Source organism: Burkholderia sp. LAS2 (assembly GCF_018417615.1).
GTDB classification, from domain to species: domain Bacteria; phylum Pseudomonadota; class Gammaproteobacteria; order Burkholderiales; family Burkholderiaceae; genus Burkholderia; species Burkholderia sola.
In genome coordinates, this window is the sequence record NZ_CP071054.1 from 788,418 (window position 1) to 814,742 (window position 26,325).

Sequence of the window (26,325 nt, forward strand, 5' to 3'; positions counted from 1 at the left end):
CGCGCGCGCCAGGAGTACAGCTGCGCGGGCGCCGCACAAAACCGGGCCCTGTTTGATCCATTCGAATGACAGATCATCGATACGTGTTCCAAAGACCCGTCGAAGCTGCTAGATTGCAGGCTCGACGCCGTTACGCGGTGCGGACAGCTCACGCGCCGGGCGAACGCGCGGCCGCCACGTCCGCCTCCCCTTCGCGCCGGGGGCCGGCCGCCGCCGCTGCGGCCCGTTGCGCGATGCCCGCGCAACGTCCTTCATCCGCACGTCACAAAGAGAACCGTCGCATGACACAGTTCAACCGTTCGCGTTCGCGCGCCGCGGCTGCCGCGGCCCGTCCGTCCCGACATGACTGACCGGCAGGCCGCGATGCAGACTACCCCTCCCCCGCTCTCCCAGGCCGTCCACAGCCCGATCACGCGCAGCGCGATCTTTCTCGTGGCGACGATCAATCCCGGCGCCGATCACGCCGACACGATCCGTTCATGGTGCGGCGACATCGCCGCGCTCGTGCGCTCGGTCGGCAAGCGCGTGCCGGGCGGCAACCTCACGTGCGTCTGCGGCTTCGGCTCCGACGCATGGGATGCGCTGTTCGGCGAGCCGCGCCCCGCGTCGCTGCATCCGTTCCGCGAATTCGGCGCCGGCCAGCGCGTCGCAGTGGCGACGCCCGGCGACATCCTGCTGCACATCCGCGCGGAAGCGATGGACCTGTGCTTCGAATTGGCGACGCAATTGCTCAATGCGCTCGGCGACGCGGTCACGGTCGTCGACGAGGTGCACGGCTTCCGCAATTTCGACCAGCGCGCGATGATCGGCTTCGTCGACGGCACCGAAAATCCGGAAGGCCGCGAAGCGGTCGACTTCACGGTGATCGGCGACGAAGACGCCGAATTCGCGGGCGGCAGCTACGTGCTCGTGCAGAAGTACCTGCACGACATGGCCGGCTGGAACGCGCTCGCGGTCGAGACGCAGGAGCGCATCATCGGCCGCACCAAGCTGTCCGACATCGAGCTCGCGCCGGACGTGAAGCCGTCGTGCTCGCACAGCTCGCTGACCACGCTCGACGAGGGCGGCCAGGAAGTGAAGATCCTGCGCGACAACATGCCGTTCGGGCGTCCGGGCGCCGGCGAATTCGGCACCTATTTCATCGGCTATGCGCGCTCGCCGGCGCCGATCGAGCAGATGCTCGAGAACATGTTCGTCGGCCGCCCGCCCGGCAACTACGACCGCCTGCTCGACTACAGCCGCGCGGTCACCGGCTCGCTGTTCTTCGTGCCGTCGGCCGACCTGCTCGAAGCGCTCGCCGACCGCCCCGCGCCGGCCGCCGAAGCCGCCCAACCGGAATCCACGCCGTCCGCGCCTGCCGCACCGCGGCGCGACGGCTCGCTGAACATCGGCTCGCTGAAAGGAACCCCGACCTATGAATAACCTGCATCGCGAACTCGCCCCGATCTCGTCGTCCGCCTGGGAACAAATCGAGGAGGAAGTGGCGCGCACCTTCAAACGATCGGTGGCCGGCCGCCGCGTCGTCGACGTCGAGGGCCCCGCAGGCCCCGAGCTGTCGGCCGTCGGCACCGGGCACCTGCTCGACGTGGCCGCGCCGCGCGAACTCGTGAACGCGCGGCTGCGCGAAGTACGCACGATCGTCGAGCTGACGGTGCCGTTCGAGCTGAGCCGCGACGCGATCGACAGCGTCGAGCGCGGCGCGCGCGACGCCGACTGGCAGCCGGCGAAGGAAGCCGCGCAACGGCTCGCGTTCGCCGAAGACAGCGCGATCTTCGACGGCTACCGCGCGGCCGGCATCATCGGCATCCGCGAAGGCACGTCGAACCGCCGGCTCACGCTGCCGGCGGACGTCGGCGCGTACCCGGACGCGATCAGCGACGCGCTGGAAGCGCTGCGCCTCGCCGGCGTCGACGGTCCGTACTCGGTCGTGCTCGGGTCGGACGCGTACACCGCGCTCAGCGAAGCGCGCGACCAGGGCTATCCGGTCCTCGGTCATATCAAACGCATCGTCAGCGGCGAGATCATCTGGGCGCCGGCGATCAGCGGCGGCTGCGTGCTGTCCACGCGCGGCGGCGATTACGAGCTGCACCTCGGGGAAGACCTGTCGATCGGCTACACGAGCCACACCGACAAGGGCGTCCGCCTGTACCTGCGCGAAACGTTCACGTTCCTGATGTTGACGAGCGAGGCATCGGTGGCCGTGGCGCCGCAGGGTAACGCGGCCGCCTGAGTGCGATTGCGGGCGCGCGATGTCCGCCCGGGCGTCGCGCGCCGGCCGCGGGTTCGTCGCCGCTCCAGCCCATCTTGCATCGAGGATTTCATGAGCGAATCGAATGATGCATTACAGGCGCTGCAGGCGTCGGTCGCGACCCTGAAGCAGACGGTCGACGCGAACGCCAGCCGCCAGGCCGGCGACACCGCCGTGCTGTTTACCGTCGTGTCGCTGATGCTGGCCGAGCTGCCGCCCGATACGCGCAACCTGATCGAGGATTCGTTCTCCGTCTGGGCCAATGGTCTGCAGAATGCGGCACTGTCGGCCGACGTCAAGCAGATCGCGCGGCAACGGCTCGCGATGACACTCTCCGACTGATCGTGGTGCACCGCGGTTGCGCGATGGCCGGCGCGTGCGGTGTCACCCGCCTTCGCCTTCCCCGGCCGCACCGCGCGTCTCGGCTGCGGTGCACGCATGGCCGGACGCCACCGGTTCGCGCTCGCGCGTCGCGTCCCGTCTGGCCGCCGTTCGGCCGCTGCCGGCGCACTGCGCGCCGATGTCGCACCGCGCGCCGTTCGGGCGCCGCCCTTTCCCGCGCCTTCCACCGCAAGCCGTACGCGCCGCACACGCCCGCGCCGCCGCCCGCTTGCGCGTCTGTACTCCTTGCCGCCCCGGCCCGCGTCCATGTGAGGGTGCAATTCACGGCCGGTCCGGCATGGAACTGTGTCTTGGACGGGCCGCGTCGATTCGTTATTTTGAACGCAGTCGAAGCGATGCCGTGGGCTCCTTGCGGCACTCGCGCTTCCCGCCCCGACCGCGATCGGGACGCGCGAGCGCCGCACCGCATCGGGCGTCACGCTTCGACCCACCTTCACCGACAGGAGCCAGACCACCATGCCCGCACTTTGCGATATCTGCCACGCGCGGCCGGCCGTTGCACGCGCCACCGTGATGCAGGACGGCGAGCGCAAGACGATCTCGATCTGCGATTACCACTTCCGCCAGCTGATGCGGCATCAGAGCATGCTGAATCCGTTCGATTCGCTGCTCGGCGGTGGCGGACCGTCGTCGCTGTTCGGCGGGCTCGGCGACGAATCGCCGCTCGCCGCCGAGATTCCGCGCGAATCGGTCGATCCGACCGACGCGTTCAGCGAACAGACGCTCGAACTGCTGCAGCGCGCGGCCGAGAAGGCGCACGAGCTGCGCCGCAGCGAGCTCGATTCCGAACACCTGCTGTACGCGCTCGCGGACACCGACGTATGTGCCGCGCTGCTGAAGGAACTAAAGCTGTCGCCGGAGGACATCAAGACGTACATCGACGCGCACGCGCACACCGGCACGGCCGCTCCCGACGCGCCGCTCGACAAGCTGTCGATCTCGCCGCGCGTGAAGAAGGCCGTGCAGTACGCGTTTCAGGCGTCGCGCGATCTCGGCCACTCGTACATCGGCCCCGAGCACTTGTTGATCGGGCTCGCATCGGTGCCCGACAGCGTCGCCGGCACGCTGCTGAAGAAATACGGCGTGACGCCCGAGGCGCTGCGCCAGAAGGTGGTGAAGGTGGTCGGCAAGGGCGCCGAGGACGGCCGCGTCGATGCGCCGACCGGCACGCCGAACCTCGACAAGTTCGGCCGCGACCTTACCGCGATCGCGCGCCAGGGCAAGCTCGATCCGGTGCTGGGCCGCGCGCAGGAAATCGAGAGCACGATCGAGGTGCTCGCGCGCCGCAAGAAGAACAATCCGGTGCTGATCGGCGAGCCGGGCGTCGGCAAGACCGCGATCGTCGAGGGGCTCGCGCAGCGGATCGTCAACGGCGACGTGCCCGAAGTGCTGCGCGGCAAGCGGCTCGTCGAAGTCAACATCAACTCGATGGTGGCCGGCGCGAAGTATCGCGGCGAATTCGAGGAACGCGCGAAACAGCTGATCGACGAAGTGACCGCGAAGCAGGACGAACTGATCCTGTTCATCGACGAGCTGCATACGATCGTCGGCGCGGGCCAGGGCGGCGGCGAAGGCGGCCTCGACATCGCGAACGTGCTGAAGCCCGCGCTCGCGCGCGGCGAGTTGAGCCTGATCGGCGCGACGACGCTCAACGAATACCAGAAGTACATCGAGAAGGACGCCGCGCTCGAACGCCGCTTCCAGCCCGTGTTCGTGCCGGAGCCGAGCGTCGAGCAGACGATCGTGATCCTGCGCGGGCTGCGCGACAGTCTCGAGGCGCACCACCAGGTGACGTTCGCCGACGAAGCATTCGTCGCGGCCGCCGAGTTCGCCGACCGCTATATCACGTCGCGCTTCCTGCCCGACAAGGCGATCGACCTGATCGACCAGGCCGCCGCGCGCGTGCGGATCGGTGCGACGTCGCGCCCGGTCGACATTCAGGAAGGCGAAGCGCAGATCGCGCAACTGAAGCGCGAGCAGGACTACGCGACGTCGCGCAAGCGCTTCGACGAAGCGAAGCAGTTCGAAGAGCAGATCAGCGCGAAGCAGAAGGCCGTCGACGAGATGATGGAGGCGTGGCAGCGCAAGACCGGTTCGGAGACGCTCGAGGTGACCGTTGAATCGGTGGCCGAGGTCGTGTCGCGGCTGACCGGCATCCCCGTGTCCGAACTCACGCAGGAAGAGCGCCAGAAGCTGCTGAAGATGGAGGAGCAGTTGCGCGAGCGCGTGGTCGGCCAGGCCGATGCGGTGGTCGCCGTCAGCGATGCGGTACGGCTGTCGCGCGCGGGGCTCGGCCAGACGCACCGGCCGATCGCGACGTTCCTGTTCCTCGGGCCGACGGGCGTCGGCAAGACCGAGCTCGCGAAGGCGCTGGCCGAGACCGTATTCGGCGACGAGCAGGCGATCATCCGCATCGACATGTCGGAATACATGGAACGCCACGCGGTCGCGCGTCTGATCGGCGCGCCGCCCGGCTACGTCGGCTACGACGAAGGCGGCCAGCTCACCGAGCGCGTGCGGCGTCGCCCGTACAGCGTGATCCTGCTCGACGAGATCGAGAAGGCGCATCCGGACGTCTACAACGTGCTGCTGCAGGTGTTCGACGACGGGCGTCTCACCGACGGCAAGGGTCGCGTGGTCGATTTCAGCAACACGATCATCATCGCGACCAGCAACCTCGGCGCGGCGATCATCATGGACAACCTCACGCAGCCGGAAGCCGCGCGCAAGACCGACAAGGCGATCCGCGAGGAACTGATGCAGGTGCTGAAGGGGCATTTCCGGCCCGAGTTCCTGAACCGGATCGACGAGGTGATCGTCTTCCACGCGCTGTCGAAGGACGACATCCGCGCGATCGTGCAGATCCAGCTCGATCGCGTGGTGCGCACCGCCGCCGCGCAGGACATCACGCTCGTGATGGGCGATTCGCTCGTCGCACACCTGACCGAAGCCGGCTACCAGCCTGAATTCGGCGCGCGCGAGCTGAAGCGCCAGATCCGGCAGACCATCGAGACGCGGCTCGCGAAGGAAATCCTCGCCGATCGGCTGAAGTCGGGCGACAAGTGCGAGGTCGACTACGACAAGGACAGCGACGAAGTGAAGTTCAACAAGCTCGCCGCGCCTGAAGCGAAGGAGGCGAAGCAGGACGCCGGCGGCAAGGCCAAACCGAACGGCAAGGCCGCCAACGCAGCAGCGGACGCGAAGGCGGACGACACGCGTGCCGACGCCCCGCCGCCCGCCGCGAAGCCGTCGGGCAAGAAGTCGTCCGGCGCGAAGAAGGACGCGCACTAAAACAACGCATGCCCCACCACCCGGGGCACGCATGACCGGCTCCGTCCGCGGACGGAGCCGCCCCACGCCGCGACACGGCGCAACCGAGCCACCCGCATCGGGCCCGGCTATTGGAGATTCACATGACAAATCGACGCGAAGTGCCAGGCATCAGGAAATACGACGGGCCCGCCGGCGGTTGGGGCGCGCTTCGCGCGACAGCCGATGCGGTGCGCACGCAAATGGAAACCATCGAGGCGCCGATCGTGCTGATGCGGACCAACCAGCCCGACGGCTTCGACTGCCCCGGCTGCGCGTGGCCGGACAAGGAGCACAAGTCGACGTTCCAGTTCTGCGAGAACGGCGCGAAGGCCGTTACGTGGGAAGCGACGACCAAGCGCGTGACGCCGGAGTTCTTCGCGGCGAACACCGTGTCGTCGCTGCTGCGCATGTCGGACTACGAACTGGAGAACATGGGCCGGCTCACGCATCCGCTCGTCTACGACCGCGCGACCGACACGTTCCGCGCGATCGAATGGGACGACGCGTTCGCGCGCATCGGCGAAGTGCTGCGCGCGCTGCCGCCCGAGCAGGTCGAGTTCTACACGTCGGGCCGCGCGTCGAACGAAGCCGCGTACCTGTACCAGCTGTTCGCGCGCGAGCTCGGCACCAACAACTTCCCCGACTGCTCGAACATGTGCCACGAGCCGACCAGCGTCGGCCTGCCGCAGTCGATCGGCATCGGCAAGGGCACCGTGTCGCTCGAGGATTTCGACCACTGCGAGCTGATCATCTCGATCGGCCACAACCCCGGCACGAACCATCCGCGGATGATGGGCACGCTGCACGAGTGCGCGCGCCGCAACGTGCCGATCATCGTGTTCAACCCGCTGCGCGAACGCGCGCTCGAACGCTTCGCCGATCCGCAGGACATGATCGAGATGGCGTCGTTCGGCTCGACGCGGATCGCGTCGACGTACTACCAGGTCGACGCGGGCGGCGACGCGGCCGCGCTGAAAGGCATCATGAAGGCGCTGCTGAAGCTCGAGGCCGAGCGCGGCGACGTGCTCGACCGCGATTTCATCGCGCAGCACACCGACGGCTTCGACGCGTTCTCGGCCGATCTCGAAGCCACGTCGTGGGACGACATCGAACGCGCGAGCGGCCTCGCCCAGGCGCAGCTCGAAGAGGTCGCGCTCGCGTACGCGAAGTCGAACGCGACGATCGTCACGTACGGGATGGGCGTCACGCAGCACAACAAGGGCACGGCCACCGTGCGCCTGATCGCCGACCTGCTGCTGATGCGCGGCAACATCGGCAAGCCCGGCGCCGGCGTGTGCCCGCTGCGCGGCCATTCGAACGTGCAGGGCAACCGCACGGTCGGCATCACCGAGAAGCCGTCGGCCGAATTCCTGAAGAAGATCGAGGACGTGTGCGGCTTCACGCCGCCCGCGAAACACGGGCACGATGCGGTGCAAGCGATGCAAGCGATGATCGACGGCACCGCGAAGGCGCTGCTGTGCCTCGGCGGCAACTTCGCGGTCGCGCTGCCCGATCCGGAGCTGTCGTTCCCGGCGATGGCGAAGCTCGACCTGAGCGTGCATCTCGGCACGAAGCTGAACCGTTCGCACCTGCTGGTCGGCAAGGAAACCTTCATCCTGCCGGTGCTCGGCCGCACCGAGCTCGACATGCAGGCCACCGGCCGGCAATCGATCACCGTCGAGGATTCGATGTCGATGGTCCATGCGTCGGCCGGCAAGCTGAAGCCGGCGTCGGACCAGTTGCGCTCGGAGCCCGCGATCGTCGCCGGCATCGCGCATGCGACGCTGCCGAACAGCAAGGTCGCGTGGCTCGACCTGATCGCCGACTACGACCGCATCCGCGACCTGATCGACAAGACGGTAGCCGGCTTCGACGCGTTCAACGAGCGGATCCGCACGCCGGGCGGCTTCCGCCTGCCGCTGCCGCCCACCGAGCGCGTGTGGCCGACGCCGACCGGCAAGGCGATGTTCTCGGTCTACAAGGGCGTGAAGGAGGACGCGGACGCGCTCGGCGCCGAGCAGGTGCTGCGGCTGATCACGCTGCGCAGCCATGATCAGTACAACACGACGATCTACGGGCTCGACGACCGCTATCGCGGCGTGTTCGGCCGGCGCGACGTGCTGTTCATGAACGCGGCCGATCTCGACAAGTACGGGCTCGAACACGGCGACCTCGTCGACATCGAGACGGTCACGGCGTCGGGCCGCACACTGCGCCTCGAGAAGATCACCGCGATCGAGTACGACATCGCGCCGGGCTCGGTCGGCGCGTACTACCCGGAAGCGAACGTGCTCGTGCCGCTCGACTACATCGACAAGGAAAGCGGCACGCCGTCGTACAAGTCGGTGCCGGTGCGCGTCGCGCGCTCGGCGGTGGTCTGATCCGCGGGTGGGCAAGGGTCGCGGCACACGCCCCGCCCGTGCCCGCCTGCCGCCCTGCGCTTACCGCACCGCCGTCGGCGGCAGGTGCGCGCCGCCCTGCCGGCGCCGATACGCGCTGTCGCGCGTCGCGAGCCAGTAGTACAGCGGCGACGTCAGCAGCAGGCCCACGAGCCAAGACAGATCCGCGCCGCCCAGATGCGCGGGAATCGGGCCCGCATACATCGGCGTGTTCATGAACGGAATCTGCACCACGATGCCGATCGCATACGCGAGCAGCGCCTGCGGATTGAAGCGGCCGTAGATTCCGCCGTCCGCCATGAAGATCGACTGGATGTCGTACTTGCCCTTGTGGATCACGTAGAAGTCGATCAGGTTGATCGCCGTCCACGGCACCAGCACGACCAGCAGCGCGAGCACCAGGTCGACGAGGTTGCCGACGAAGTTCTTCGATGCGCCGATCGCCGCGTAGCAGCACGCAACGAAGATCACGACCGACACGATCGCGCGCGCCTTCGCGGTCGGAATCCACTTGTACGCGAACGTCTGCACCGACGTGATCACCGCGAGCACCGCGCCGTACAGGTTCAGCGCGTTGTGGCTGATCACGCTCAGCAGGAACAGCACGAGCATCAGCGGGCCGAGCGGGCCCGTCGCCTGCTTGACCGCGTCCATCGTGTCCGCGCCGGCCGGCACCGCGAGCACGGCCACCGCGCCGAAGATGAACGCGAGCGTCGAGCCGATCGTGCAGCCGAGGTAGGTCGCCCAGAACGTGGACGCGACGCCGACGTCCTCCGGCAGATAGCGCGAATAGTCCGACACGTATGGCGCGAACGCGATCTGCCACAGCGCCGACAGCGATACCGTCGCAAGCCAGCCCGCGAAGTCGAAGCCGCCGCGCGTCAGGAAATCGGCGGTGTTCACGTGCGAGAGGATCATCCAGAAGCCGACGGCGATGCCGATGCCGAGCACCCACGTGCCGATCCGGTTCAGGATGTGGATGAACCGGTAGCCGACGATCCCGATCAGCCCGGAGCCCACCGCGCCGATCACGATGCCGACGGGCACCGGCACCGACGACGCGATGCCGTGCACCGACTTGCCGGCGAGCACGATGTTCGACGCGAAGAAGCCGACGTACATCACGGCCGCGATCACCGTGACGAGCAGCGCACCCCACGAGCCGAACTGCGCGCGGCTCTGGATCATCTGCGGGATGCCCATCTGCGGGCCCTGCGCCGAATGCAGCGCCATCAGCACGCCGCCGACCGCCTGGCCGACGACGATCGCGACGATCCCCCACATCAGGTTCAGGTGGAACATCTGCACGCCGAGCGCGCCGGTCACGATCGGCAGCGGCGCGATGTTGCCGCCGAACCAGAGCGTGAACAAGTCGCGCACCTTGCCGTGGCGTTCGGCGGGCGGCACATAGCCGATCGTGTGCTTCTCTATCATCGGGGACGCATTGCGTTCCGCGTTCGTCATGGTGAAGTCTCCAGTCCTGCGCGGCAATGCGCGCGTGCCGTTCACGCCGGCGCGCGTCGGGGTGCGCGCCGGCCATCGGTCCGGATGCACGGGCGACGCCGCACCGCGTGCATGCGCGGCGGCGCCGAACGAAGCGGCGCGTGCGCGGCAAGCAGGGACGGATGACATGTCCCGCCGGCGCGCACGCGGCCCCGTCGCGATCCAGGTTGGAGACGATGGTGCGCCACGTGCATCGCGACCGGAAAATACTAAAAATATTTCCGCGACATACGAAAAAGCTCTGCAGCGGAAATTTCGGCGCCGATCGACTTCAGGTAAGGTGCCAGGGTCTGTTTCCCCATGGAACGCGCACGCGCCCGCGGCGGCACGCCGGGGCGGGCATCAGAGGTGCTTGTGGCTCACTACACATTGCGGCAACTGAAGTACTTCATCACGACGGTCGAATCCGGCAGCGTCGCCGAGGCATCGCGTCAGCTCTTTATCGCGCAGCCGTCGATTTCCAGCGCGATCAAGGGGCTCGAAGAGAGCTTCGGCGTGAAGCTGTTCATTCGCCATCACGCGCAGGGCGTGTCGCTGACGCCGAGCGGCACGCGCTTCTACCGGAAAGCGCAGGAACTGCTGCGCATCGCGCACGAGTTCGAACAGAACGCGCTCGCCGACAACGACGTGATCGCCGGGCAGATCGACATCGGCTGTTTCGAGACGGTCGCGCCGCTCTATCTGCCACAACTGATTGCGGGTTTTCGCGAGCGCTACCCGGGCGTGAACATCCGGCTGCGCGACGGCGACCAGCAGGAACTCGTGCAGGGGCTGACGTCCGGCACGTTCGATCTCGCGCTGATGTACGACCACGATCTCGACGGCACGATCGAAACCGAGTCGCTGATGCCGCCGCAGCAGCCGTACGTGCTGCTGCCCGAAAACCACCGGTTCGCGAGCCAGACGCACGTGTCGCTGCGCGACCTGTGCGTCGAGCCGATGATCCTGCTCGACGTGCAGCCGAGCCGCACGTATTTCGTCAGTCTGTTTCACGAACTCGGGCTGACGCCGAACATCGTGTTCGGCTCGCCGTCGATCGAGATGGTGCGCGGGATAGTCGGCCAGGGCTTCGGGTTCTCGCTGCTCGTCACGCGCCCGCATTCCGACTATACGTACGACGGCCAGCGTGTCGTGACGATCGGCCTCAGCGAAACGGTCAGCCCGTCCGGGCTCGTGAGCGCGCGGCTGAAGCGCGGGCAGCTCACGAAGCAGGCGCAGTCGTTCGTCGATTTCTGCCGCGAGCGGCTTGCGCAGATCGTCGCGGAAGCGGCGCGATGAGATCGCGATAGAGAACAAAAAAACGCACGCGCCGCCGGGTGCGGAGCGTGCGTGTCGGTGGCCAGCTCAGTCGGCTGAAGAAAGATACGCGGCCAGACGACCGAGCATCGCGTCGCATCCGTGCAGTTGTTCGAGCGTGACGAACTCGTCGGGCTTGTGCCCCTGGTCCATGCTGCCGGGACCGCACACGACGGTCGGAATACCGGCCTGCCCGAACAGCCCGCCCTCGGTGCCGAACGCCACCGTGCCGAACGCGTCGGACCCGCTCAGCCACGCGATCAGCCGCGAGGCCTCGCCGTCCGGCGCGGTCGCCAGCCCCGGATACGCGCCGAGCGGTTTCAGTTGAATGTCGGTATCGGGCTGCACCGCGCGCATCCGCGGCAACAGTTCGGATTCCGCATAGTCCTGCAGCTTTCTCGGCACGTCGTGCGCATCGAAATCCGGCAGCGCGCGCACCTCGAAATCGAACTCGCATTCGGCCGGCACGATGTTCAGCGCGCGGCCACCCTTGATCAAGCCCGTCTGCACGGTCGAGAACGGCGGATCGAAGCGGCTGTCGTGCCGCTCGGGGCGTGCGAGCGCCGCGCCGATCTCGCCGAGCCGGCCGATCAGCTTCGCCGCATAGTCGATCGCGTTGACGCCCGACGGCGCGTAAGCCGAGTGACACGCGGCGCCCTTCACGTGGCAGCGCATCGCGAGCTTGCCCTTGTGACCGAGCACCGGCTTCAGTTCGGTCGGCTCGCCGATCACGCACAGCCGCGGACGATGTGCGCGCGCGGCCAGTTGTTCGAGCATCGGCCGCACGCCGACGCAACCGACTTCCTCGTCGTACGAGAACGCGAGATGCACGGGCACGCTCAGCGGCCGCGCGACGAACGCCGGCACGGCCGCGAGCACCGATGCGATGAAGCCCTTCATGTCGGCCGTGCCGCGACCGTACAGGCGGCCGTCGCGCTCGGTCAGCCGGAACGGCTCGACCGTCCATGCCTGCCCGTCGACCGGCACCACGTCGGTATGGCCCGACAGCGCGACGCCGCCGCGATCGCGCGGGCCGATCGTCGCGTACAGGCTCGCCTTCGTGCGTTCCGCGTTATAGAACAGCTCGCTTTCCACACCGAAACCCGCGAGATAGTTGCGGATGAAACCGATCATCTCGAGGTTCGAGTCGCGGCTGACCGTCGCGAAGCCGATCAGCCGTTCGAGCAGCGCGCGGCTCGACGGATCACTCATCGCCCGGTACTCCGTAACTCGGTGCGGCGGTCGGATTCAGCGCGCGCGTCTGGTAGTCCTGCATCTGCGGCCGATACGCGCGCCACAGCGCATCGAGTTGCCCGATCGGATCGGTATCGGCCCAGTCGACGCGCAGGTCGACGATCGGCCAGGTCACGTCGCCGGCCACCTTCAGCGCGGCCGAATGCACGGGCCCGGCCTCGCCGCCGGCCGTCGTCGCCGCGTGCATCGCGGCCAGCAGGCGATCGGCGAGCAGCCCGGGCGCGTGCTCGAAGGCCCGCACCATCGCATCGATCACGGCCGGCGCGGCCAGCAGATTGCCGGCCGCCACGCATTGCTCGCCCTGCACCGCGCGATGCGTGCCGAGCGCCTCCTTGCCGGTGAAGCATGCGGTCTGCCCCTGCCCGTCGATCGCCGTGACCTGCCGGTACTGGCTCCAGCCGTTCGCGCTCAACGCCCGGTCGAGCGCCGCGGCCGGCGCGAGCTGGTCGTGCTCGATCAGGTCGAGAATCTGCGGCCCAAGCGCCGGCAGCGTGATGTTCTGCGTCGCGACGGCGCCGACGCCCGCACGCACCCACGGGCAGCGCGCGCCCACCGCGATGCTCGACGAGCTGATCGCGATCCCGAGCTGCCCCGTCTCCGGGCAGCGTCCGACGATGGAGAACGTCATGTCGCCTCCCGTGCGCGGTTCGGCTGCCAGTTGTCGGGAATCACCGCGATCACGTCGATCTCCATCAGCCACTGCGGCTGACCGAGCGCGGAAACGACGAGCCCCGTCGAGATCGGGTAGACGCCCTTCAGCCACTTGCCGACTTCCTGGTACACGGGTTCGCGATAACGCGGATCGATCAGGTAGGTCGTCGTCTTCACGATATGCGTGATGTCGCTGCCGGCTTCCTCGAGCAACTGCTTGACGTTCTTCATCGCCTGCTCGGCCTGTGCACGCGGGTCGCCGAGGCCGATCAGGTTGCCGTCGAAATCGGTGCCGACCTGGCCGCGCACGTAGACGGTGTTGCCGGCCCGCACGGCCTGGCACAGGTCGTTGTCGAGCGTCTGGTTCGGGTAGGTATCCTTCGTGTTGAACATGCGGATACGCGTATGGGTAGGCTGGCTCATCGAGGTCCTTCGAGTGTCGGTGTGGTCGCCCGCCGCGCGGGAAGCGGTCGCGGCGGGGTCGTCAGGTCGTCAGTTCGCCGCTTCGGCGAGCGGGCGCGCGTCCGGCTGCGCCGCTTGGGCGGCCGCGCGGTGCTGCGCCGCATCGTGGTATGCGAGGTACTTGCGCTGCGTGACGATGTGATCGGCGATGTGCTTCGCGTCGTGCCACACGCCCCAGATGAAGCTGGAGCCGCGCCGCGACAGCCACGGCAGCCCGAGGAAATAGATGCCCGGCTCCTTCGACACGCCGCGCTGGTGCTGCGGCTTGCCGTTCGGCGCGAACGCGTCCACGTTCAGCCAGCCGTAGTCGACCGCATAGCCGGTCGCCCAGACGATCGACGTGACGCCCGCGCCGGCGAGATCGAGCGAGAGGATCGGATGCGAGACGCAGTCGGGATCCGGCAGGATGCGTCGCGCGGCCGGTTCTTCCGGCAGGTCGAGGCCATTGCGCGCCGCATACGCGTCGGCCGCGTCGAGCAGCGACAGGTAGTTCTCGTCGCCGCGCGCGAGATTGATCGCGAGATCGGGTTCGAACACGGCCACGCCGCCGTCGAACGACTTCGTCAACCCGACCAGCGTCACGCCCTGATTCGCGAGCGCGCGGAAATCGACCGTATGGCCGCCGCGCGCGCCGCTCACCGCGATCGTCACGTGTTCGCGGCCTGGCGTCGCGACTTCCTTGTCCCATTCGCCGAGCACGCCAAGCCACCAGCAGAAGTCGCGGCCGCGATACGCACGCGGCGGACGGTCGTGCGGCCCGACCGACAGGTAAACCTGCCGGCCCGCGCGCCGCAGCTCATCGGCGATCTGCACGCCCGACGAACCGGCGCCGACCACCAGCACCGCGCCTGCCGGCAGCTGGCCCGGGTTGCGATAGTCGGCGGAATGGATCTGCACGACGCGCGCGTCGTCCGGCGCGATCGGCGGAATCACCGGGCGCTGGAACGGGCCCGTCGCGACCACCACGCGGTTCGCCTCGATCATGCCGTCGGACGTCTCGACGACGAAGCCCGGCTTGCCCGTGTTGCGCACGACGTGTTTCACTTCGACGCCGGTGCGGATCGGCGCGTTGAATCGACGGGCATACGCTTCGAAGTAGTCCGCGACCTGGTCCTTCGTGGCGAACGCATCGGGATCGAGCCCGTCGAATTCGAGGCCGGGGAAACGGTCGTGCCACGCAGGGCCGTTCGCGACCAGCGAATCCCAGCGCCCGGTGCGCCAGCGTTCGGCGATGCGGTCACGCTCCAGCACGAGATGGGGCACGCCCAGCTTGCCCAGGTGCTCGCTCATCGCCACGCCGGCCTGCCCGGCGCCGACGACGAGCGTATCGATCGAGGTTGTTTCGACTGCCACGGCTGTCTCCTTCGGAAGTGCGGCTCATGCGACGCTTGTGTCGTCGCGTGAGCTGGAATGGAGACATTCTGCTGACAGGCCGCGTGGCGCGAAACGAGGTTTTTTGTTGGCGTTGACGAACAAAAAGCTGGGACGGGGCCGGCGCCCGCGCGCATCGCGGGCACCGGTTTCGACGGATCGCGCCGGCTACACGTTGGTCCACGCGGCGGTGCCCTTCTGATACTGCATCACGCCGCCATCAAGCCGCACCCGCAGGTTGCCGTCGGGCACCTGCACCCATTGGACCATGCCGAGGCTCATCATCAGCGCGACGAAGAAATCCTGCACCTCCGGCGACACGTTGGCCTGCCAGAGGTCGATGCGCCCGAGGCATGCACGCATGTTGCCGCTCTGCTGCATGATCGTCTCGACCTGTCCGGCGACATCCGCCGCCGTGTCGTAGACCTTCGTGCCGCCGTCGCCGACGATCGACAGATGGATGCCGCGCACCAACGTCGGCTGGCCCGGCGTCTGCTCGACGAGCGCGATGCAGCTCGTCATCGCGCCGAAATCGATTTCCGTCGCATCGCCCCATTTGCGCTCGCCAACCCGCAGCGGCGCGGCACCGTGTGCGTTCTGAATGATGTAAGACATGGGTTCCTCACATGATTGGACTGGACTGCCGGTAGCAGGCGCGACGCGTTCGACCACGAACGTGCATCGCGCCCGCCGCTCACATCCCGCATCGGGCCTGACGGCCCGGCGGGTCGTGTCGATGGAGACTGTTTCGCCCGCTGCACGCGTGGCCCGCGATTGCGCCGCGGTTCTCGACGCATGATCGCCCGCGACGTTCCTATCGACGCCGCGCCCGACGTGCGTGACGTGTCTCAGGTGCCCTTCTTGTCGAGCAGCGCCTGATACTTCTGCAGGCTCTCGTCGATCCGGTCGAGCGCGACGCTCGCGGCCTCCCCTTCGATCGCCTCCGCGGCGCCCGCGACGACCGCCGCGGTCGCGACGAACAGGTCCGTCAACAGCAGGCCCACCGCATCCATCGCCATGCCTTTCACGTCCTCGTCGATGGTCTTCTGCGCGAGGTCCTTCATCAGCACGCTCTTGCCCGCGATCGCCAGCGACGTCGACGCCTCGAAGTAGTTGGCCGCCGCCTGCGCGACCATGCCGCCGGCCTGCGTGATCATCATGTTCGGACCGACGGATATCTGCGTCGTCGCGTAGGACGCCGCCTCCGCGTTGATCGCCTGGACCGTCTTCAACGCCGATGGGGCGGCGCCGGACACGCCCGCGATCTGGTCCGGCGCCTTCAGCGCGTCGGTGAACCTGCGCAACCGGTTGACCGGCCACGCGCGCTTGCGGGCTGTCGACGTCGCGTCGTGCGGCGCAGCTTCGGCCGCGGCGTCCGCGACGTCGTCCGGTGCTTGCGTCGCGCCTTCTCCGCGTCCATCCAAAAGACCTTTCATGTTCATGGTTCAGGTGTCCCGATAGTCGTCGTGTCCTAGTGCGTGGAACCCGTCGGCGACCCGCCCGCCGCGGGCAGCGACGCGCCGCCCGATGCCGGCTTCGGCGATGCCTCGACGGACAGGATCATCGCCACGGCCTTCGACACGACGGCGTTCGAAATCTGGTTCAACGCCGCCTGCTGCTGGGTCATGTTCTGCGCCGAGATGCCGACGGCCTGGCTGAACATCTGGTAAAGCATGCCCAGCGCCTGGGCCGGCGAGCCCGCGACGACGTTGACGTTGGTCTGCGTCAGCGCATCGGTAATCTGCTCATTGACTTTGTCTGCCACGAGGCCTCCTCGGATCTCGGCTCCGGCATGCGATTGAAGGAACGGGCGGGCCGGCAGGCCATCGACCCCGCGCATGCCGTTAGGAACGCTGCGTGCCGGCATTCGTGAACGCGCTCACGCGAGTTCCTCGCGCAACTTCTTGCGCAGCAGCTCGACGCGCTTTCTGGCCAGCGGCTCGTTGATCCCGAGCGTCGCGGCGATGTGGAAATACGGCCGGTCCTCCTCGAACTTCAGCGTGAACAGCATCTGCTGCTGCGGCGAGAGCACCGACAGCGCCTGTTCGAGACGCAGCAGCTGTTGCCGCAGCAGCAGTTGCTGCTCGACCGACGGCGCGTGGCCGGCCAGCTCGACGGCGTGATCGTCGTCCCACGCCGGGTCGAATTCGAGCATGCCGCTTTCGCGCAGGCGGCGACGCGCGCCATCGAGGAACGCGTGGTTCAGGACCAGGAAGAGAAACCCGGCCAGGTTCTGAACGCGCCCGGGCGAACGCTGCAGGTAAATGTGGACCTTGAGGGCGGTGTCGGACAGCAATTCGTCGGCGCGGTGAATATCGCCCTTGCACAACAGGCGCGCGCGGCGCCGCAATTTCCCCTGCATTTCGCGCCACGTGCGATCGAGCTGCTGCGCCGGAGACTCGGGCGCGGCGGCAGCGTGCTGGTTCGAGGTTGTCATCCCGTGTCTTCCTTTTCTTTGGAAAACACAGAATCGATTCGATCCCGGGAATGGCGCTGTTACCCGCGTAACACCGCTATAACGATAATCGGAACCGGTAAATTTTCTTGATTATTGTGAACAGAAACATTAATCCCCCGGCATACTCCGATCCGTCGTTTCAGGTGCGTCGCCCGGCCTGAATTACGGCATTGCGATGAAAGAAAACGACTGCCGTCGCGCAGCGTTCGCGAGCCGGCACAAGGCAGTCCACGTCGCGCAGCCATGCGCCGTTGTCGCCGACGTGCCGTCATATCGGGACGGCCCGCCGATTATCCCGATATTTTCGTTATGCATTCTTCACGCCATGCCGAAGGCAGCGTTTTTCGCTAGGTGGCCGCATCGTCAAACAACCTCGCGCGGAAAACATGCCTGCCCTTGCCCACGCTCCAACGTTGCGCAACATACCGATACTCGCCGGTCTCCCGGAAAGTCTGATCGTCCATATCGAGCGGCATGCCACGCCCTGGCCCGAACACGGCAATCGCCTGTTGTTCTTCAAGGGCGATCCGGGGGATTTCGTCGCGTTCGTGCATCGCGGCCGCGTCTACAAGACGCTGCACGAACCCGGCGGGCGCGAGATCATTCTCGGCCACTCGATGCCCGGCGAACTCATCGGCGAAAACACGCTGATTCGCGCACACCGGCGCAACTTCACCGCCCAGTTGAGCCCCGACTGCCGCATTTCGGTGTTGCATCGCCAGTACTTCACGCCGCTGCTGGCGAACGCGGAATTCATGGGACGCATCCATGAGCAGCTGTGCCGGCATATCCAGCAGTTGAGCGATTTCGTCGAATCGGCATGCCTGTACCGCGTCGAAGCCCGGCTCGCGCGCCATCTGCTGAACCGCATGCAAGGGGACGGTCTCGAGGTGCCGCTGCCGGAGAACCAGAGCATCCTCGCGGCGATGCTCAACGTCAGCCGGCCGCGACTGAACAGCAGCCTGCAGAAGATGCAGCGCGACGGCCTGATCCGGCTGCACGAGCATGGTGTGACGATCGAGAAACCGGAGCAGCTCCGGACGATCGTCGACGCCAATTGAAGGCCGGCACGCCCGTGAGCCGGGCGGTGCCGTCGGCGGACGAAAGCCGCCTGCGCGGGTGGGGGCCGCGCGTCGCGCAGGTCAGCCGCGCCAGTGGCCGATGGCGTTCATCAACTGCGCGACCGCGGCCAGTTGCGACGCAACGCTGTCGTTCGCCGAGCGCGCCGCGCCAGCCGCCGCTGCCGCCGGCGACCCGGCATAGAGCTGCATGACGCCGACGGTCGTCGCGGCAAGGTTGGACATCGCCTGGTTCGCCTGCATCTGCACGGCGTTGTGCAGCAGGATCGCGGACGCATGACTGTTCGACTGCATGAGCGTGCCCAAGGCCACGGCGGGCGCTTCGCCCACCACCTTGACGTTGGCTTGCGTGACCGCGTCGGTCATCGCGGGAGAAACCTGTTCCGGCATGTCGTTGCTCCTGGTTGGCTCGCCGCTGCGGCGCTGTCACGGCGAAAGCATGAATAGGTCGGTCGGCGCCGATACGCGGCACCGGGGCCCGCTTGCGCGGGCGGGTCGACACGGCGTCCGACGCCGGGCGGCAGCGCCCGATGGGAGCCACCGCCCGGCGTCCGCGCCAGTGACGCGTCAGGCCAGCGCCTTGCCGAGCGCGAGCACGTCGGCCAGCACGGACAGCACGCCGTTCGAGCCGATTTCCGTCGCGGACGCGCCGGCGCTCGCCGGCCCGAGCGTGTACAGCTGCATCGTGCCAACGTTCGTCGAGGTCGGCAGTTGCACCGCGGCCTGCGACTGCTGCTGCACCGCGTTCTCGAACAACACGCTCAGCGAATGGCTCTGGGCCTGGTACAGCGAGCCCGTTGCCATCGCAGGCGCTTCGCCGACCACCTTGACGTTGGTCTGCGTGACCGCGTCGGTGATCGCGGCGTTGACCGCGCATGTCGTGCAGTTGCAGGGGTCTTTCGGGTCCTTCTCGTCTTTCGGGTCGTCTACACCGATAGGCATCGTATTTCTCCTGATTTGCGAACGGGCGCCGCATCGAATCGGCGCTGCCCGTTCTGTCGATTGCTCCGGAACACCGCGCGGCACGGCGGCGGCATCGGCGGCTCGCACCGCTTGCGCCGCCGCTCAACCACGGCGTTGCGATCGTGCGTCAGCCCTTGACTGCCTTCCCGATCGCGATCACGTCGGCCAGAATGGAAATGATCCCGTTCGCGCCGATTTCCGTGGCGGCCGCGCCCGCGCTTTCCGGCCCGATCGTGTAGAGCTGCATCGTCCCCACGTTCGTCGACGTTTGCGACTGGATCGCGGCCTGCGACTGCTGCTGCACCGCGTTCTCGAACAGGATGCTGAGCGAATGGCTCTGGGCCTGGTACAGCGAGCCCATCGCCATTGCCGGCGCTTCCGCGACCACCTTGACGTTGACCTGTGTGACCGCATCGGTAATCGCGGGATTGACCTGGCACACTTGACACGTTTCAGCCATTTGTTGCTCCTTGGTTCACGTAGTTGAGAGGTCGCACATCGAGCCGGCCGGTTCCGCTGTCGGCCGAATGACCCGCGTGCTAATCCATGGACGCTGGGCCGCGCGTATCGTGAACGGCAGCGGTGGGTTCGGTGGGTTCGACCGGGCCGGCGACGATGCTGCGCAACCGGTCCTCCATCGCGTCGAGCCTGACGGCGAGCCGTTCGGCAAGCCGTTCGGCGAGCCCTTCGGCGAGCGCATCGCCGTATTGCCGGAAGCATGTTTCGATTTCCTGGCGGATCAGGCCCGTCAGTTGTTCGCCGATCATCGCCAGCGCCTCGCGGGTGCTGTCCTGGATCTCGGCTGCGCCGGATGCCTGCGCGTCGCCGGCCGGCTCGTGCGCGTCGAGTACGCCCGATACTTTTCGCTGTTCCGACGCCAGCATGCCGAGCGTCGTCTCGTTCTGCGTGTCGATCGTCTGCAGGATACCGCGCATCTTCTCGTACGCCTTTTGCTGGTTGAGCTGCAGAAAATGCTTGATCTGTTGGCGCGCCTCTTGCCGGGTTTTGAACTGCGGCAAGGGCGCGTTCGCGGTGCTCGCCTGCGTGGCCGGGCCGGCAGCGGGCGCCGACGCGTTTCCTTGCCGGCCCGACAGCCGCTCCAGCAGCGCCTGTTCGTCGGCGGGCTCGAGAGGCCGTCCGAGTCGCTTCTCCGCGAGCTGCCGCAGCAGCGGGTCGAGTGCTTCGTTGCTCATGGCTCACACCTCCTCGAGGTTCACGCGCGACACGGGTACGTGCGGTTCGGGGTTGGATGGACGCCGCGCCACGGCGGCTTGATCGGCGTGCTGCAACGGATATCGCATGGGGTTCTCCGGGAAAGGGATGTGCGACGGCCTTGCCGGAAATTCGGCAGGACTGCTGCAAGGACGAACCGTGTGAGGGAGATGTGAAGTCGGTCGGCACCGCGCGAGGGCGGCGGGTGTCAGGTGAGCGGGTAACCGCCGACAGGGGCGGCCGTCGTTTCCATCTGCTGAGGAACGGCGACCTGCGGCTTCTCCGGCAGCGTCTGGCCACCGGGCACATGTGCGCGGCCCGTACGCTACGACACGGGATGCGACGCGGGTTTGACCGGCGACACCGGCACGGACGTCACTGCTTTCGCCGCGTCGATCAACGTCTCCTTGTTCCCGTCCCACTTGGGCAGCTTGGCGGGCGGCAGCGGCACGACCTTGTCCAGATTCGGCAGACGCAGGTCGGGGTCTCGGTCGAGGCGATCGGCCAGGACACTGTAGCGCTCGGCACGGGCCCGATCCTTCACATTGCCGACCACGGGATCGCCATCGTCGAACGCACCGAACAGATAGGCCGCACTTTGGGCATTGCCGAATTTCACGCCTTCATGCAGCGTCTTGAGCGCGCGTTCGTTGTTCTCGCTCAATTCGGCTCGATCGCCCACGATCGTCGTTCCCAATTCATATGCAGCAAGTCCGTTGCCTTGCGCGACCGCACATTCAAGCATCCGCAGGGCGATCTTGCGGTTGCCCCAGAAGCCCGCCTTCGGGTCGTCATAGAGCGCATCCATCTTGCCGCCCAGATACGCCATCGAACTCGGGCTGCCCATATCGGCGGCCAGTTGCCAGAATGCGTACGCGCGGCTGGCATCCTGCTTCACGCCCATTCCGTCCATGTGATACGTGCCCATCAGATCGTAGGCGGCCGGAATACCCAGCTTCATCGCCTGTTCGGTGATCTGAATCGCATGTTCCGAATCACGCTCCACGCCCTGCCCCTGCGCGTACGCATTCGCCAGATTCAGCATGGCCTTCCAGTGCTTGCGCTCGGCCGCTTTCGTCCACAAATCGACCGCGCCCTTGTAATCGCGCTGGTTCGGCCACAACAGCGAACTGGTCAGCGCCATGGCCTGCTGATTCCAGCGATCGGCGTCCGGATCGACAGGCGGAACCACGGCAGCTTCATGCCTGCACTCAAATGCCCCGCGATGCGGATTGAAGGCAGTCAGCGACATATTCCGGGGAAGCGTGTCGCCCTTCGAACAGGCTGTACCCGTGAAGATCAGGAAAACAGAAACCAATTGCGTGAAGCCAATGCGGCTGGCAGCAGTTGAACGTAATTGATTTCGCACGATGTCGAACACCCACGTAAGAAAAGGGAACACATTGTCGCGCGCTTATTATGGTGTGAGCACGCGAGACCGGAATATCCCTCCGGTTTTTCCGAGCGATTTCATTGGCCACCGGCATTCGCACCCAGCCGGGAAGCACCCGGGCCTCGGCCCGTAGAATGGACGCGACGCCATCCATTCCGACCATTGCCCTACAATCCTTGACCATGCATACCGCCCCGAACTGGTAGCATGCGCATCGCTTCGCACGAGACGTGCGTTTCAGAATATACGATCGAACCCTTTTTGAGGTTCCGGACACCCTGCCCACGGGAAGTCTCGTTGACCCATTCCCGCAACACCCCGGCTCGCCTCGCGCGACCCGTTGCAGTAACCGTTGGAGTGGCGCACCCGCGCCTGCAAGCATGAAGAAATCGAAGCAGCCCACCCATCCCCCTCGCGACAAGGACCGCACGCCGCTCGTACGCGCCGGTGCGTTACTGCTGATGGCCGGCCTGCTGTATCTGTTGTGGCCGTCCGCCGAAACCGCGTACCTCGCGATGGAGTCGGTGATCCGCTGACGCGCACGTCCGCCCGCGCACTACGCTATACTGCCGCGATGGAAACCCGACCCGCCTCGCCGATCGTGCATTGCTGGTGGCGCGCCTGACCCAGGCGGCCCGTTTCCTTTTGCATGTCCCAAACGTGATGCCGCCAGCGATGGCGGCATTTGCGTTTCTGCGATGACATCATGGCTGGCGGCTTCGATAACCCGGAGCCAACGACGACCATGACACACCCCACCCGCCCGACCATCCTCACCGGCGACCGCACGACCGGCCCGCTGCATCTCGGCCACTACATCGGCTCGCTGCGCGCGCGCGTGCAGATGCAGCACGACGCGACGCAATTCCTGCTGCTCGCCGATACGCAGGCGCTGACCGACAACATGGGCCGCCGCCAGCGCGTCACCGAGAACGTGATAGAGGTCGCGCTCGACTATCTCGCCGTCGGCATCGATCCGGCGATCTCGACGATCGTCGTGCAGTCGCAGGTGCCCGAACTCGCCGAGCTGTCGCAATACCTGCTCAACCTCGTCACGGTCGCGCGCCTCGAACGCAATCCGACCATCAAGGAAGAAATCCGCCTGCGCGGCTTCGAGCGCGACATCCCGGCCGGCTTCCTGACCTACCCGGTGAGCCAGGCGGCCGACATCACCGCGTTCAAGGCGACGCACGTGCCGGTCGGCGACGATCAGTTGCCGATGATCGAGCAGACCAACGAACTCGTGCGCCGCTTCAACGCGACCGTCGATAAGCCGGTGCTGGTCGAATGCGAGGCCGTGCTGTCGTCGGTCACGCGGCTGCCGGGCATCGACGGCAAGGCGAAGATGAGCAAGTCGCTCGGCAACGCGATCACGCTCGGCTCGACGCCGGACGAGATCGCGCAGGCCGTGAAGGACATGTATACGGACCCGAACCACCTGCGCGTGAGCGACCCCGGCCAGGTCGAAGGCAACGTCGTGTTCACGTTCCTCGATGCGTTCGAACCGGACGTGGCGAAGGTCGACGAGTTGAAGGCCCACTATCGCCGCGGCGGCCTCGGCGACAGCGTCGTCAAGCGCGTGCTGAACGAGCGGCTGCAGGCGCTGATCGAGCCGATCCGCACGCGCCGCCGCGAGTTCGAAGCGGACAAGGCCGAAGTGATGGCGATCCTGAAGCGCGGCACGCTGCATGCGCGGGAAGTGGCGGGGGCGACGCTCGCGGAGGTGAAGGGGGCGATGGGGCTGACGTATTTCGATTGAGCGGCGCCGTCACGACCGCTCCCGCTCCGCGGCCGCCGCGTGACACACGGCCTCGATCCGGTTGCCGGCCGGATCGATCAGAAAAGCCGCGTAGTAGTCGCCGTGGTACTGCGGCCGCAATCCGGGTTCACCGTCGGACTGGCCGCCCGTCGCAAGCCCTGCCTCGAAAAACGCATGCACCTGCTCGCGGGAAGCGGCCTTGAAACACCAGTGCCGCTTGCTCGCGCCGACTTCGGCGGGATCCAGATACACCGCCAAGAAGGTCGACTCCGGGTCATTCGCGCTGCAACGTTCGCCATAGCCGAGCGCATTGGGCCGGTCATAGATCTTGGCTGCGCCCAGCGCAGCCATGACGGCATCGTAGAAAGGGCGTGCCTGGTCGATATCCGGCACGCCGATCGACACATGATCAAGCAGTTGCATGGTGTGGGCTCCATTGAACGAGCACGAGTCTACACAACCGCCCCCGCTCGGGCCGAGCAACCTTACCGACGACTACACTACCGACCCCGCCGCCTACGTGATCTGATACGTCGACGCCGGCACGAATTCCTCGGGCATCGGCCGATCGCCGAGTTCGAGCACCGACCGCTCGATCGTGCGCGTGATCGCATCGAGCGCGAGCGCATTCGGCGCAAGGCCGAACGGCTCGGCCACTTCGTTCGCGATCGCCTCGAGCGCGATCAGCGTGTAGGAAATGAACACGCAGATCAGCGGCGTGAAGAACTCCGTCGAATCGACGAGCCCGAACGGCAGCAGCACGCAATACGCATACACGGTGCGATGGAGCAGTACGCTGTACGAAAACGGGATCGGCGTCGACTGGATGCGCTCGCAACCGCCGACCGACTTGCCGAGTGCGTCGAGTTGCGTCTCGAACATCCAGCAGGTCGCGTCGCTGCCTGGTGCGCGCCCCAGCGCACGCACGATGCCGCCGCGCAGTTCGTCGAGGATCGCGACCGGCTTGTAGCATTTGCCGCCGAGCGCGGCCGTGCGCTCCGCGCCGAGAATGCGCTGCAGGTCCGCGCTCGGATCGGTATGGCGCAGTTGATGCTTCAGCGCATACGCGAGCGCGATCAGCAGATCGGCGAGCCGGTTGCGCTCGGCGTCGCTCACGTTGTCGGGCAGGTAGCGATGCAGTTGCGACGTCACGGCGCGTGCGGCGATCAGCAGGTTGCCCCACAGATGCCGCGCCTCCTTGAAGCGCTCGAAGCTCGCGTTGTTGCGAAACCCGAGGAAGATCGCGAGCGCGAGCCCGAACAGCGTGAACGGCGCGGTGTTCAGCGGAATCTTCTCGCCGAAGATTCGGCCGTTCGTGAAGACCGCCAGCGTGCTGACGATCGCCATGAACACGAGCTGCGGAATGATCGACTGCAGCACGGAGCCGTTCCATACGAACAGCATCCGGAGCCAGTTCTGTCGTGGTCGGACGATCATGATGTTTTCTCGACTGGCAAAGGAATAGGGAACCGGAATACGCAACCCGTTGCGCCCGCACCTGATGTGCAACGGCCCGCGCGTGGCGGGCCGCTTTCGCATCGAGTGCCGTGCCGCTCAGTGATAGCCGATGTCGCCCTCGCGCACCTTGCCGCGGAACACGCGGTACTGCATCGCGTTGTACACGAGGATGATCGGCAGCACGATCACGGTGCCGACGAGCGCGAACAACTGGCTCGAATGGCTCGACGACGCATCCCAGATCGACAGCGACGGCGGCACGATGTTCGGCCAGATGCTGATCACGAGCCCCGTGTAGCCGAGGAACACGAGCGCGAGCGTCAGCAGGAACGGCGTGGCCTCGTGCGCACGCTTCACCGCGTAGAAGATGCCCCATACGCATGCGACGACGAGGATCGGCACCGGCAGGAACCAGCCGAGGTTGCCGCTGCCGAACCAGCGGTGCGCGACGGCCGGCAGCCCGATCACGGTCCACAGACTGACCACGCCCATCACCGCGAGCAGCACGCCCGTGAGCGGCTTCATCAGCAACCGCATCTTGCGCTGCAGTTCGCCGTCGACCTTCAGGATCAGCCAGCCGCAACCGAGCGTCGCATAGGTGACGAGCACGCCGATCCCGCACATCATGCTGAACGGCGACAGCCAGTCGAACGGCCCGCCCGCGAACTGGTTGTTCTCGATCTTGATGCCCTGCAGCAGCGAACCGAGCACGATCCCCTGGCAGAACGCGGCGAGCGCCGAGCCGCCGATGAACGCGAGGTCCCACATGTGCTGCGTGCGGGTCGCTTTCGCGCGCAGCTCGAACGCCGCGCCGCGGAAGATCAGCCCGACCAGCATCAGCACCAGCGGCAGGTAGTTCGCCGGCAGCAGCGTCGAATACACGACCGGGAACGCGCCATAGAGGCCCGCGCCGCCGAGCACGAGGAACGTCTCGTTGCCGTCCCACACCGGCGCGACGGTGTCGAGCATCACCTGGCGCTCGGCCTTCGCATCGAAGAACGGAAACAGCAGCCCGATGCCGAGATCGAAGCCGTCCAGCATCACGTAGATGAATACGCCGAGGCCGATGATCGCGGCCCACACGACAGGAAGATCGATATGCATG

General features: G+C 66.8%; 26 protein-coding genes. 9 read left to right on the forward strand and 17 right to left on the reverse strand.

Features of this window, described 5'->3' with window-relative positions; translation table 11 throughout:
- Positions 1–342 precede the first annotated feature (342 nt).
- The 5 genes from JYG37_RS32705 (at position 343) to JYG37_RS32725 (ending at position 8,343) form a co-directional block, all read left to right on the forward strand.
- On the forward strand, positions 343–1,422 hold the full coding sequence (locus tag JYG37_RS32705) for a Dyp-type peroxidase (protein WP_089490318.1): 1,080 nt from the start codon (positions 343–345) through the stop codon (positions 1,420–1,422).
- Positions 1,415–2,230, forward strand: coding sequence for a family 1 encapsulin nanocompartment shell protein (locus JYG37_RS32710; RefSeq protein ID WP_050014022.1), 816 nt, complete (start codon positions 1,415–1,417; stop codon positions 2,228–2,230). The genes JYG37_RS32705 and JYG37_RS32710 overlap by 8 nt, the downstream gene beginning before the upstream one ends.
- Positions 2,231–2,320: 90 nt before the next feature.
- Positions 2,321–2,590 (forward strand): hypothetical protein, encoded by a 270-nt coding sequence (locus JYG37_RS32715; protein ID WP_050014023.1) that lies wholly within the window; start codon positions 2,321–2,323, stop codon positions 2,588–2,590.
- A 516-nt stretch (positions 2,591–3,106) separates the two neighbouring features.
- Positions 3,107–5,941 carry an ATP-dependent Clp protease ATP-binding subunit gene (locus tag JYG37_RS32720; RefSeq protein ID WP_213346717.1) on the forward strand — a complete coding sequence of 945 codons (2,835 nt, stop codon included), beginning with the start codon at positions 3,107–3,109 and terminating at the stop codon, positions 5,939–5,941.
- 122 nt (positions 5,942–6,063) lie between these two features.
- Complete coding sequence (locus JYG37_RS32725; RefSeq protein ID WP_213346718.1) at positions 6,064–8,343, forward strand: FdhF/YdeP family oxidoreductase; 2,280 nt, start codon at positions 6,064–6,066, stop codon at positions 8,341–8,343.
- Between the two features lie 60 nt (positions 8,344–8,403).
- Here the strand turns inward: JYG37_RS32725 and JYG37_RS32730 are convergent, their stop codons facing one another.
- Complete coding sequence (locus JYG37_RS32730; protein ID WP_213346719.1) at positions 8,404–9,825, reverse strand: purine-cytosine permease family protein; 1,422 nt, start codon at positions 9,823–9,825, stop codon at positions 8,404–8,406.
- A gap of 393 nt (positions 9,826–10,218) precedes the next feature.
- On the opposite strand from JYG37_RS32730, the gene JYG37_RS32735 reads away from it, so the two are divergent.
- On the forward strand, positions 10,219–11,142 hold the full coding sequence (locus JYG37_RS32735; protein ID WP_213346720.1) for a LysR substrate-binding domain-containing protein: 924 nt from the start codon (positions 10,219–10,221) through the stop codon (positions 11,140–11,142).
- A gap of 66 nt (positions 11,143–11,208) precedes the next feature.
- Here the strand turns inward: JYG37_RS32735 and argE are convergent, their stop codons facing one another.
- The 8 genes from argE to JYG37_RS32775 all read right to left on the reverse strand — a co-directional run bounded on the left by argE (position 11,209) and on the right by JYG37_RS32775 (position 17,335).
- Positions 11,209–12,372, reverse strand: a complete 1,164-nt coding sequence (gene argE, locus JYG37_RS32740) for an acetylornithine deacetylase (RefSeq protein ID WP_213346721.1) — start codon at positions 12,370–12,372, stop codon at positions 11,209–11,211.
- Entirely contained in the window at positions 12,365–13,042 is a 678-nt protein-coding gene (locus JYG37_RS32745) for a DUF1028 domain-containing protein (RefSeq protein ID WP_089490314.1), read from the reverse strand. The genes argE and JYG37_RS32745 overlap by 8 nt, the downstream gene beginning before the upstream one ends.
- A complete protein-coding gene (locus tag JYG37_RS32750; protein WP_050014029.1) occupies positions 13,039–13,488 on the reverse strand; it encodes a RidA family protein in 450 nt (149 codons plus the stop codon). The genes JYG37_RS32745 and JYG37_RS32750 overlap by 4 nt, the downstream gene beginning before the upstream one ends.
- A 69-nt stretch (positions 13,489–13,557) precedes the next feature.
- On the reverse strand, positions 13,558–14,880 hold the full coding sequence (locus tag JYG37_RS32755) for a flavin-containing monooxygenase (protein WP_213346722.1): 1,323 nt from the start codon (positions 14,878–14,880) through the stop codon (positions 13,558–13,560).
- A gap of 186 nt (positions 14,881–15,066) precedes the next feature.
- Entirely contained in the window at positions 15,067–15,513 is a 447-nt protein-coding gene (locus JYG37_RS32760; protein ID WP_176016181.1) for a hypothetical protein, read from the reverse strand.
- Between the two features lie 233 nt (positions 15,514–15,746).
- On the reverse strand, positions 15,747–16,334 hold the full coding sequence (locus JYG37_RS32765) for a hypothetical protein (RefSeq protein WP_239469013.1): 588 nt from the start codon (positions 16,332–16,334) through the stop codon (positions 15,747–15,749).
- Between the two features lie 35 nt (positions 16,335–16,369).
- Positions 16,370–16,663, reverse strand: coding sequence for a RebB family R body protein (locus JYG37_RS32770; protein ID WP_050014033.1), 294 nt, complete (start codon positions 16,661–16,663; stop codon positions 16,370–16,372).
- A 114-nt stretch (positions 16,664–16,777) separates the two neighbouring features.
- Positions 16,778–17,335 (reverse strand): RNA polymerase sigma factor, encoded by a 558-nt coding sequence (locus tag JYG37_RS32775; protein ID WP_050014034.1) that lies wholly within the window; start codon positions 17,333–17,335, stop codon positions 16,778–16,780.
- A 272-nt stretch (positions 17,336–17,607) separates the two neighbouring features.
- Here JYG37_RS32775 and JYG37_RS32780 point away from each other — a divergent pair, with 272 nt between their 5' ends.
- The gene (locus JYG37_RS32780; protein ID WP_239469014.1) at positions 17,608–18,417 is read left to right on the forward strand and encodes a Crp/Fnr family transcriptional regulator; all 810 of its coding nucleotides are present in this window, start codon (positions 17,608–17,610) and stop codon (positions 18,415–18,417) included.
- Positions 18,418–18,498: 81 nt separating this feature from the next.
- Here JYG37_RS32780 and JYG37_RS32785 read toward each other — a convergent pair whose 3' ends face one another.
- The 5 genes from JYG37_RS32785 to JYG37_RS32805 form a co-directional block, all read right to left on the reverse strand.
- On the reverse strand, positions 18,499–18,825 hold the full coding sequence (locus JYG37_RS32785; protein WP_050014036.1) for a RebB family R body protein: 327 nt from the start codon (positions 18,823–18,825) through the stop codon (positions 18,499–18,501).
- A gap of 177 nt (positions 18,826–19,002) precedes the next feature.
- Positions 19,003–19,377, reverse strand: coding sequence for a RebB family R body protein (locus JYG37_RS32790; protein WP_089490310.1), 375 nt, complete (start codon positions 19,375–19,377; stop codon positions 19,003–19,005).
- A gap of 148 nt (positions 19,378–19,525) precedes the next feature.
- Complete coding sequence (locus JYG37_RS32795) at positions 19,526–19,858, reverse strand: RebB family R body protein (RefSeq protein WP_050014037.1); 333 nt, start codon at positions 19,856–19,858, stop codon at positions 19,526–19,528.
- Between the two features lie 79 nt (positions 19,859–19,937).
- Positions 19,938–20,591 (reverse strand): hypothetical protein, encoded by a 654-nt coding sequence (locus tag JYG37_RS32800; RefSeq protein WP_213346723.1) that lies wholly within the window; start codon positions 20,589–20,591, stop codon positions 19,938–19,940.
- A 344-nt stretch (positions 20,592–20,935) separates the two neighbouring features.
- Positions 20,936–21,991: a tetratricopeptide repeat protein gene (locus tag JYG37_RS32805; protein ID WP_249746093.1), complete on the reverse strand. Its 1,056-nt coding sequence runs from the start codon at positions 21,989–21,991 to the stop codon at positions 20,936–20,938.
- Positions 21,992–22,383: 392 nt separating this feature from the next.
- Between JYG37_RS32805 and JYG37_RS32810 the strand changes: the two genes are divergently transcribed.
- Together JYG37_RS32810 and trpS are read left to right on the forward strand one after the other, a co-directional pair.
- Entirely contained in the window at positions 22,384–22,539 is a 156-nt protein-coding gene (locus JYG37_RS32810) for a hypothetical protein (RefSeq protein ID WP_162838121.1), read from the forward strand.
- A gap of 209 nt (positions 22,540–22,748) precedes the next feature.
- Complete coding sequence (gene trpS, locus JYG37_RS32815; protein WP_124655199.1) at positions 22,749–23,762, forward strand: tryptophan--tRNA ligase; 1,014 nt, start codon at positions 22,749–22,751, stop codon at positions 23,760–23,762.
- Between the two features lie 9 nt (positions 23,763–23,771).
- On the opposite strand, the gene JYG37_RS32820 is transcribed toward trpS, so the two are convergent.
- The 3 genes from JYG37_RS32820 to cydB all read right to left on the reverse strand — a co-directional run bounded on the left by JYG37_RS32820 (position 23,772) and on the right by cydB (position 26,324).
- The gene (locus tag JYG37_RS32820; protein ID WP_204384591.1) at positions 23,772–24,185 is read right to left on the reverse strand and encodes a VOC family protein; all 414 of its coding nucleotides are present in this window, start codon (positions 24,183–24,185) and stop codon (positions 23,772–23,774) included.
- Between the two features lie 93 nt (positions 24,186–24,278).
- Entirely contained in the window at positions 24,279–25,199 is a 921-nt protein-coding gene (locus tag JYG37_RS32825) for a bestrophin family protein (protein ID WP_050014041.1), read from the reverse strand.
- Positions 25,200–25,316: 117 nt separating this feature from the next.
- The gene (gene cydB / locus JYG37_RS32830) at positions 25,317–26,324 is read right to left on the reverse strand and encodes a cytochrome d ubiquinol oxidase subunit II (protein ID WP_050014042.1); all 1,008 of its coding nucleotides are present in this window, start codon (positions 26,322–26,324) and stop codon (positions 25,317–25,319) included.
- Position 26,325: the final 1 nt, after the last annotated feature.

Coding starts and splice junctions, on each gene's coding strand:
- JYG37_RS32705 (WP_089490318.1), top strand. CDS start 343: ATGACTGACCGGCAGGCCGCGATGCAGACTACCCCTCCCCCGCTCTCC.
- JYG37_RS32710 (WP_050014022.1), top strand. CDS start 1,415: ATGAATAACCTGCATCGCGAACTCGCCCCGATCTCGTCGTCCGCCTGG.
- JYG37_RS32715 (WP_050014023.1), top strand. CDS start 2,321: ATGAGCGAATCGAATGATGCATTACAGGCGCTGCAGGCGTCGGTCGCG.
- JYG37_RS32720 (WP_213346717.1), top strand. CDS start 3,107: ATGCCCGCACTTTGCGATATCTGCCACGCGCGGCCGGCCGTTGCACGC.
- JYG37_RS32725 (WP_213346718.1), top strand. CDS start 6,064: ATGACAAATCGACGCGAAGTGCCAGGCATCAGGAAATACGACGGGCCC.
- JYG37_RS32730 (WP_213346719.1), bottom strand. CDS start 9,825: ATGACGAACGCGGAACGCAATGCGTCCCCGATGATAGAGAAGCACACG.
- argE (WP_213346721.1), bottom strand. CDS start 12,372: ATGAGTGATCCGTCGAGCCGCGCGCTGCTCGAACGGCTGATCGGCTTC.
- JYG37_RS32745 (WP_089490314.1), bottom strand. CDS start 13,042: ATGACGTTCTCCATCGTCGGACGCTGCCCGGAGACGGGGCAGCTCGGG.
- JYG37_RS32750 (WP_050014029.1), bottom strand. CDS start 13,488: ATGAGCCAGCCTACCCATACGCGTATCCGCATGTTCAACACGAAGGAT.
- JYG37_RS32760 (WP_176016181.1), bottom strand. CDS start 15,513: ATGTCTTACATCATTCAGAACGCACACGGTGCCGCGCCGCTGCGGGTT.
- JYG37_RS32765 (WP_239469013.1), bottom strand. CDS start 16,334: ATGAAAGGTCTTTTGGATGGACGCGGAGAAGGCGCGACGCAAGCACCG.
- JYG37_RS32775 (WP_050014034.1), bottom strand. CDS start 17,335: ATGACAACCTCGAACCAGCACGCTGCCGCCGCGCCCGAGTCTCCGGCG.
- JYG37_RS32785 (WP_050014036.1), bottom strand. CDS start 18,825: ATGCCGGAACAGGTTTCTCCCGCGATGACCGACGCGGTCACGCAAGCC.
- JYG37_RS32790 (WP_089490310.1), bottom strand. CDS start 19,377: ATGCCTATCGGTGTAGACGACCCGAAAGACGAGAAGGACCCGAAAGAC.
- JYG37_RS32795 (WP_050014037.1), bottom strand. CDS start 19,858: ATGGCTGAAACGTGTCAAGTGTGCCAGGTCAATCCCGCGATTACCGAT.
- JYG37_RS32800 (WP_213346723.1), bottom strand. CDS start 20,591: ATGAGCAACGAAGCACTCGACCCGCTGCTGCGGCAGCTCGCGGAGAAG.
- JYG37_RS32810 (WP_162838121.1), top strand. CDS start 22,384: ATGAAGAAATCGAAGCAGCCCACCCATCCCCCTCGCGACAAGGACCGC.
- trpS (WP_124655199.1), top strand. CDS start 22,749: ATGACACACCCCACCCGCCCGACCATCCTCACCGGCGACCGCACGACC.
- JYG37_RS32820 (WP_204384591.1), bottom strand. CDS start 24,185: ATGCAACTGCTTGATCATGTGTCGATCGGCGTGCCGGATATCGACCAG.
- JYG37_RS32825 (WP_050014041.1), bottom strand. CDS start 25,199: ATGATCGTCCGACCACGACAGAACTGGCTCCGGATGCTGTTCGTATGG.
- cydB (WP_050014042.1), bottom strand. CDS start 26,324: ATGCATATCGATCTTCCTGTCGTGTGGGCCGCGATCATCGGCCTCGGC.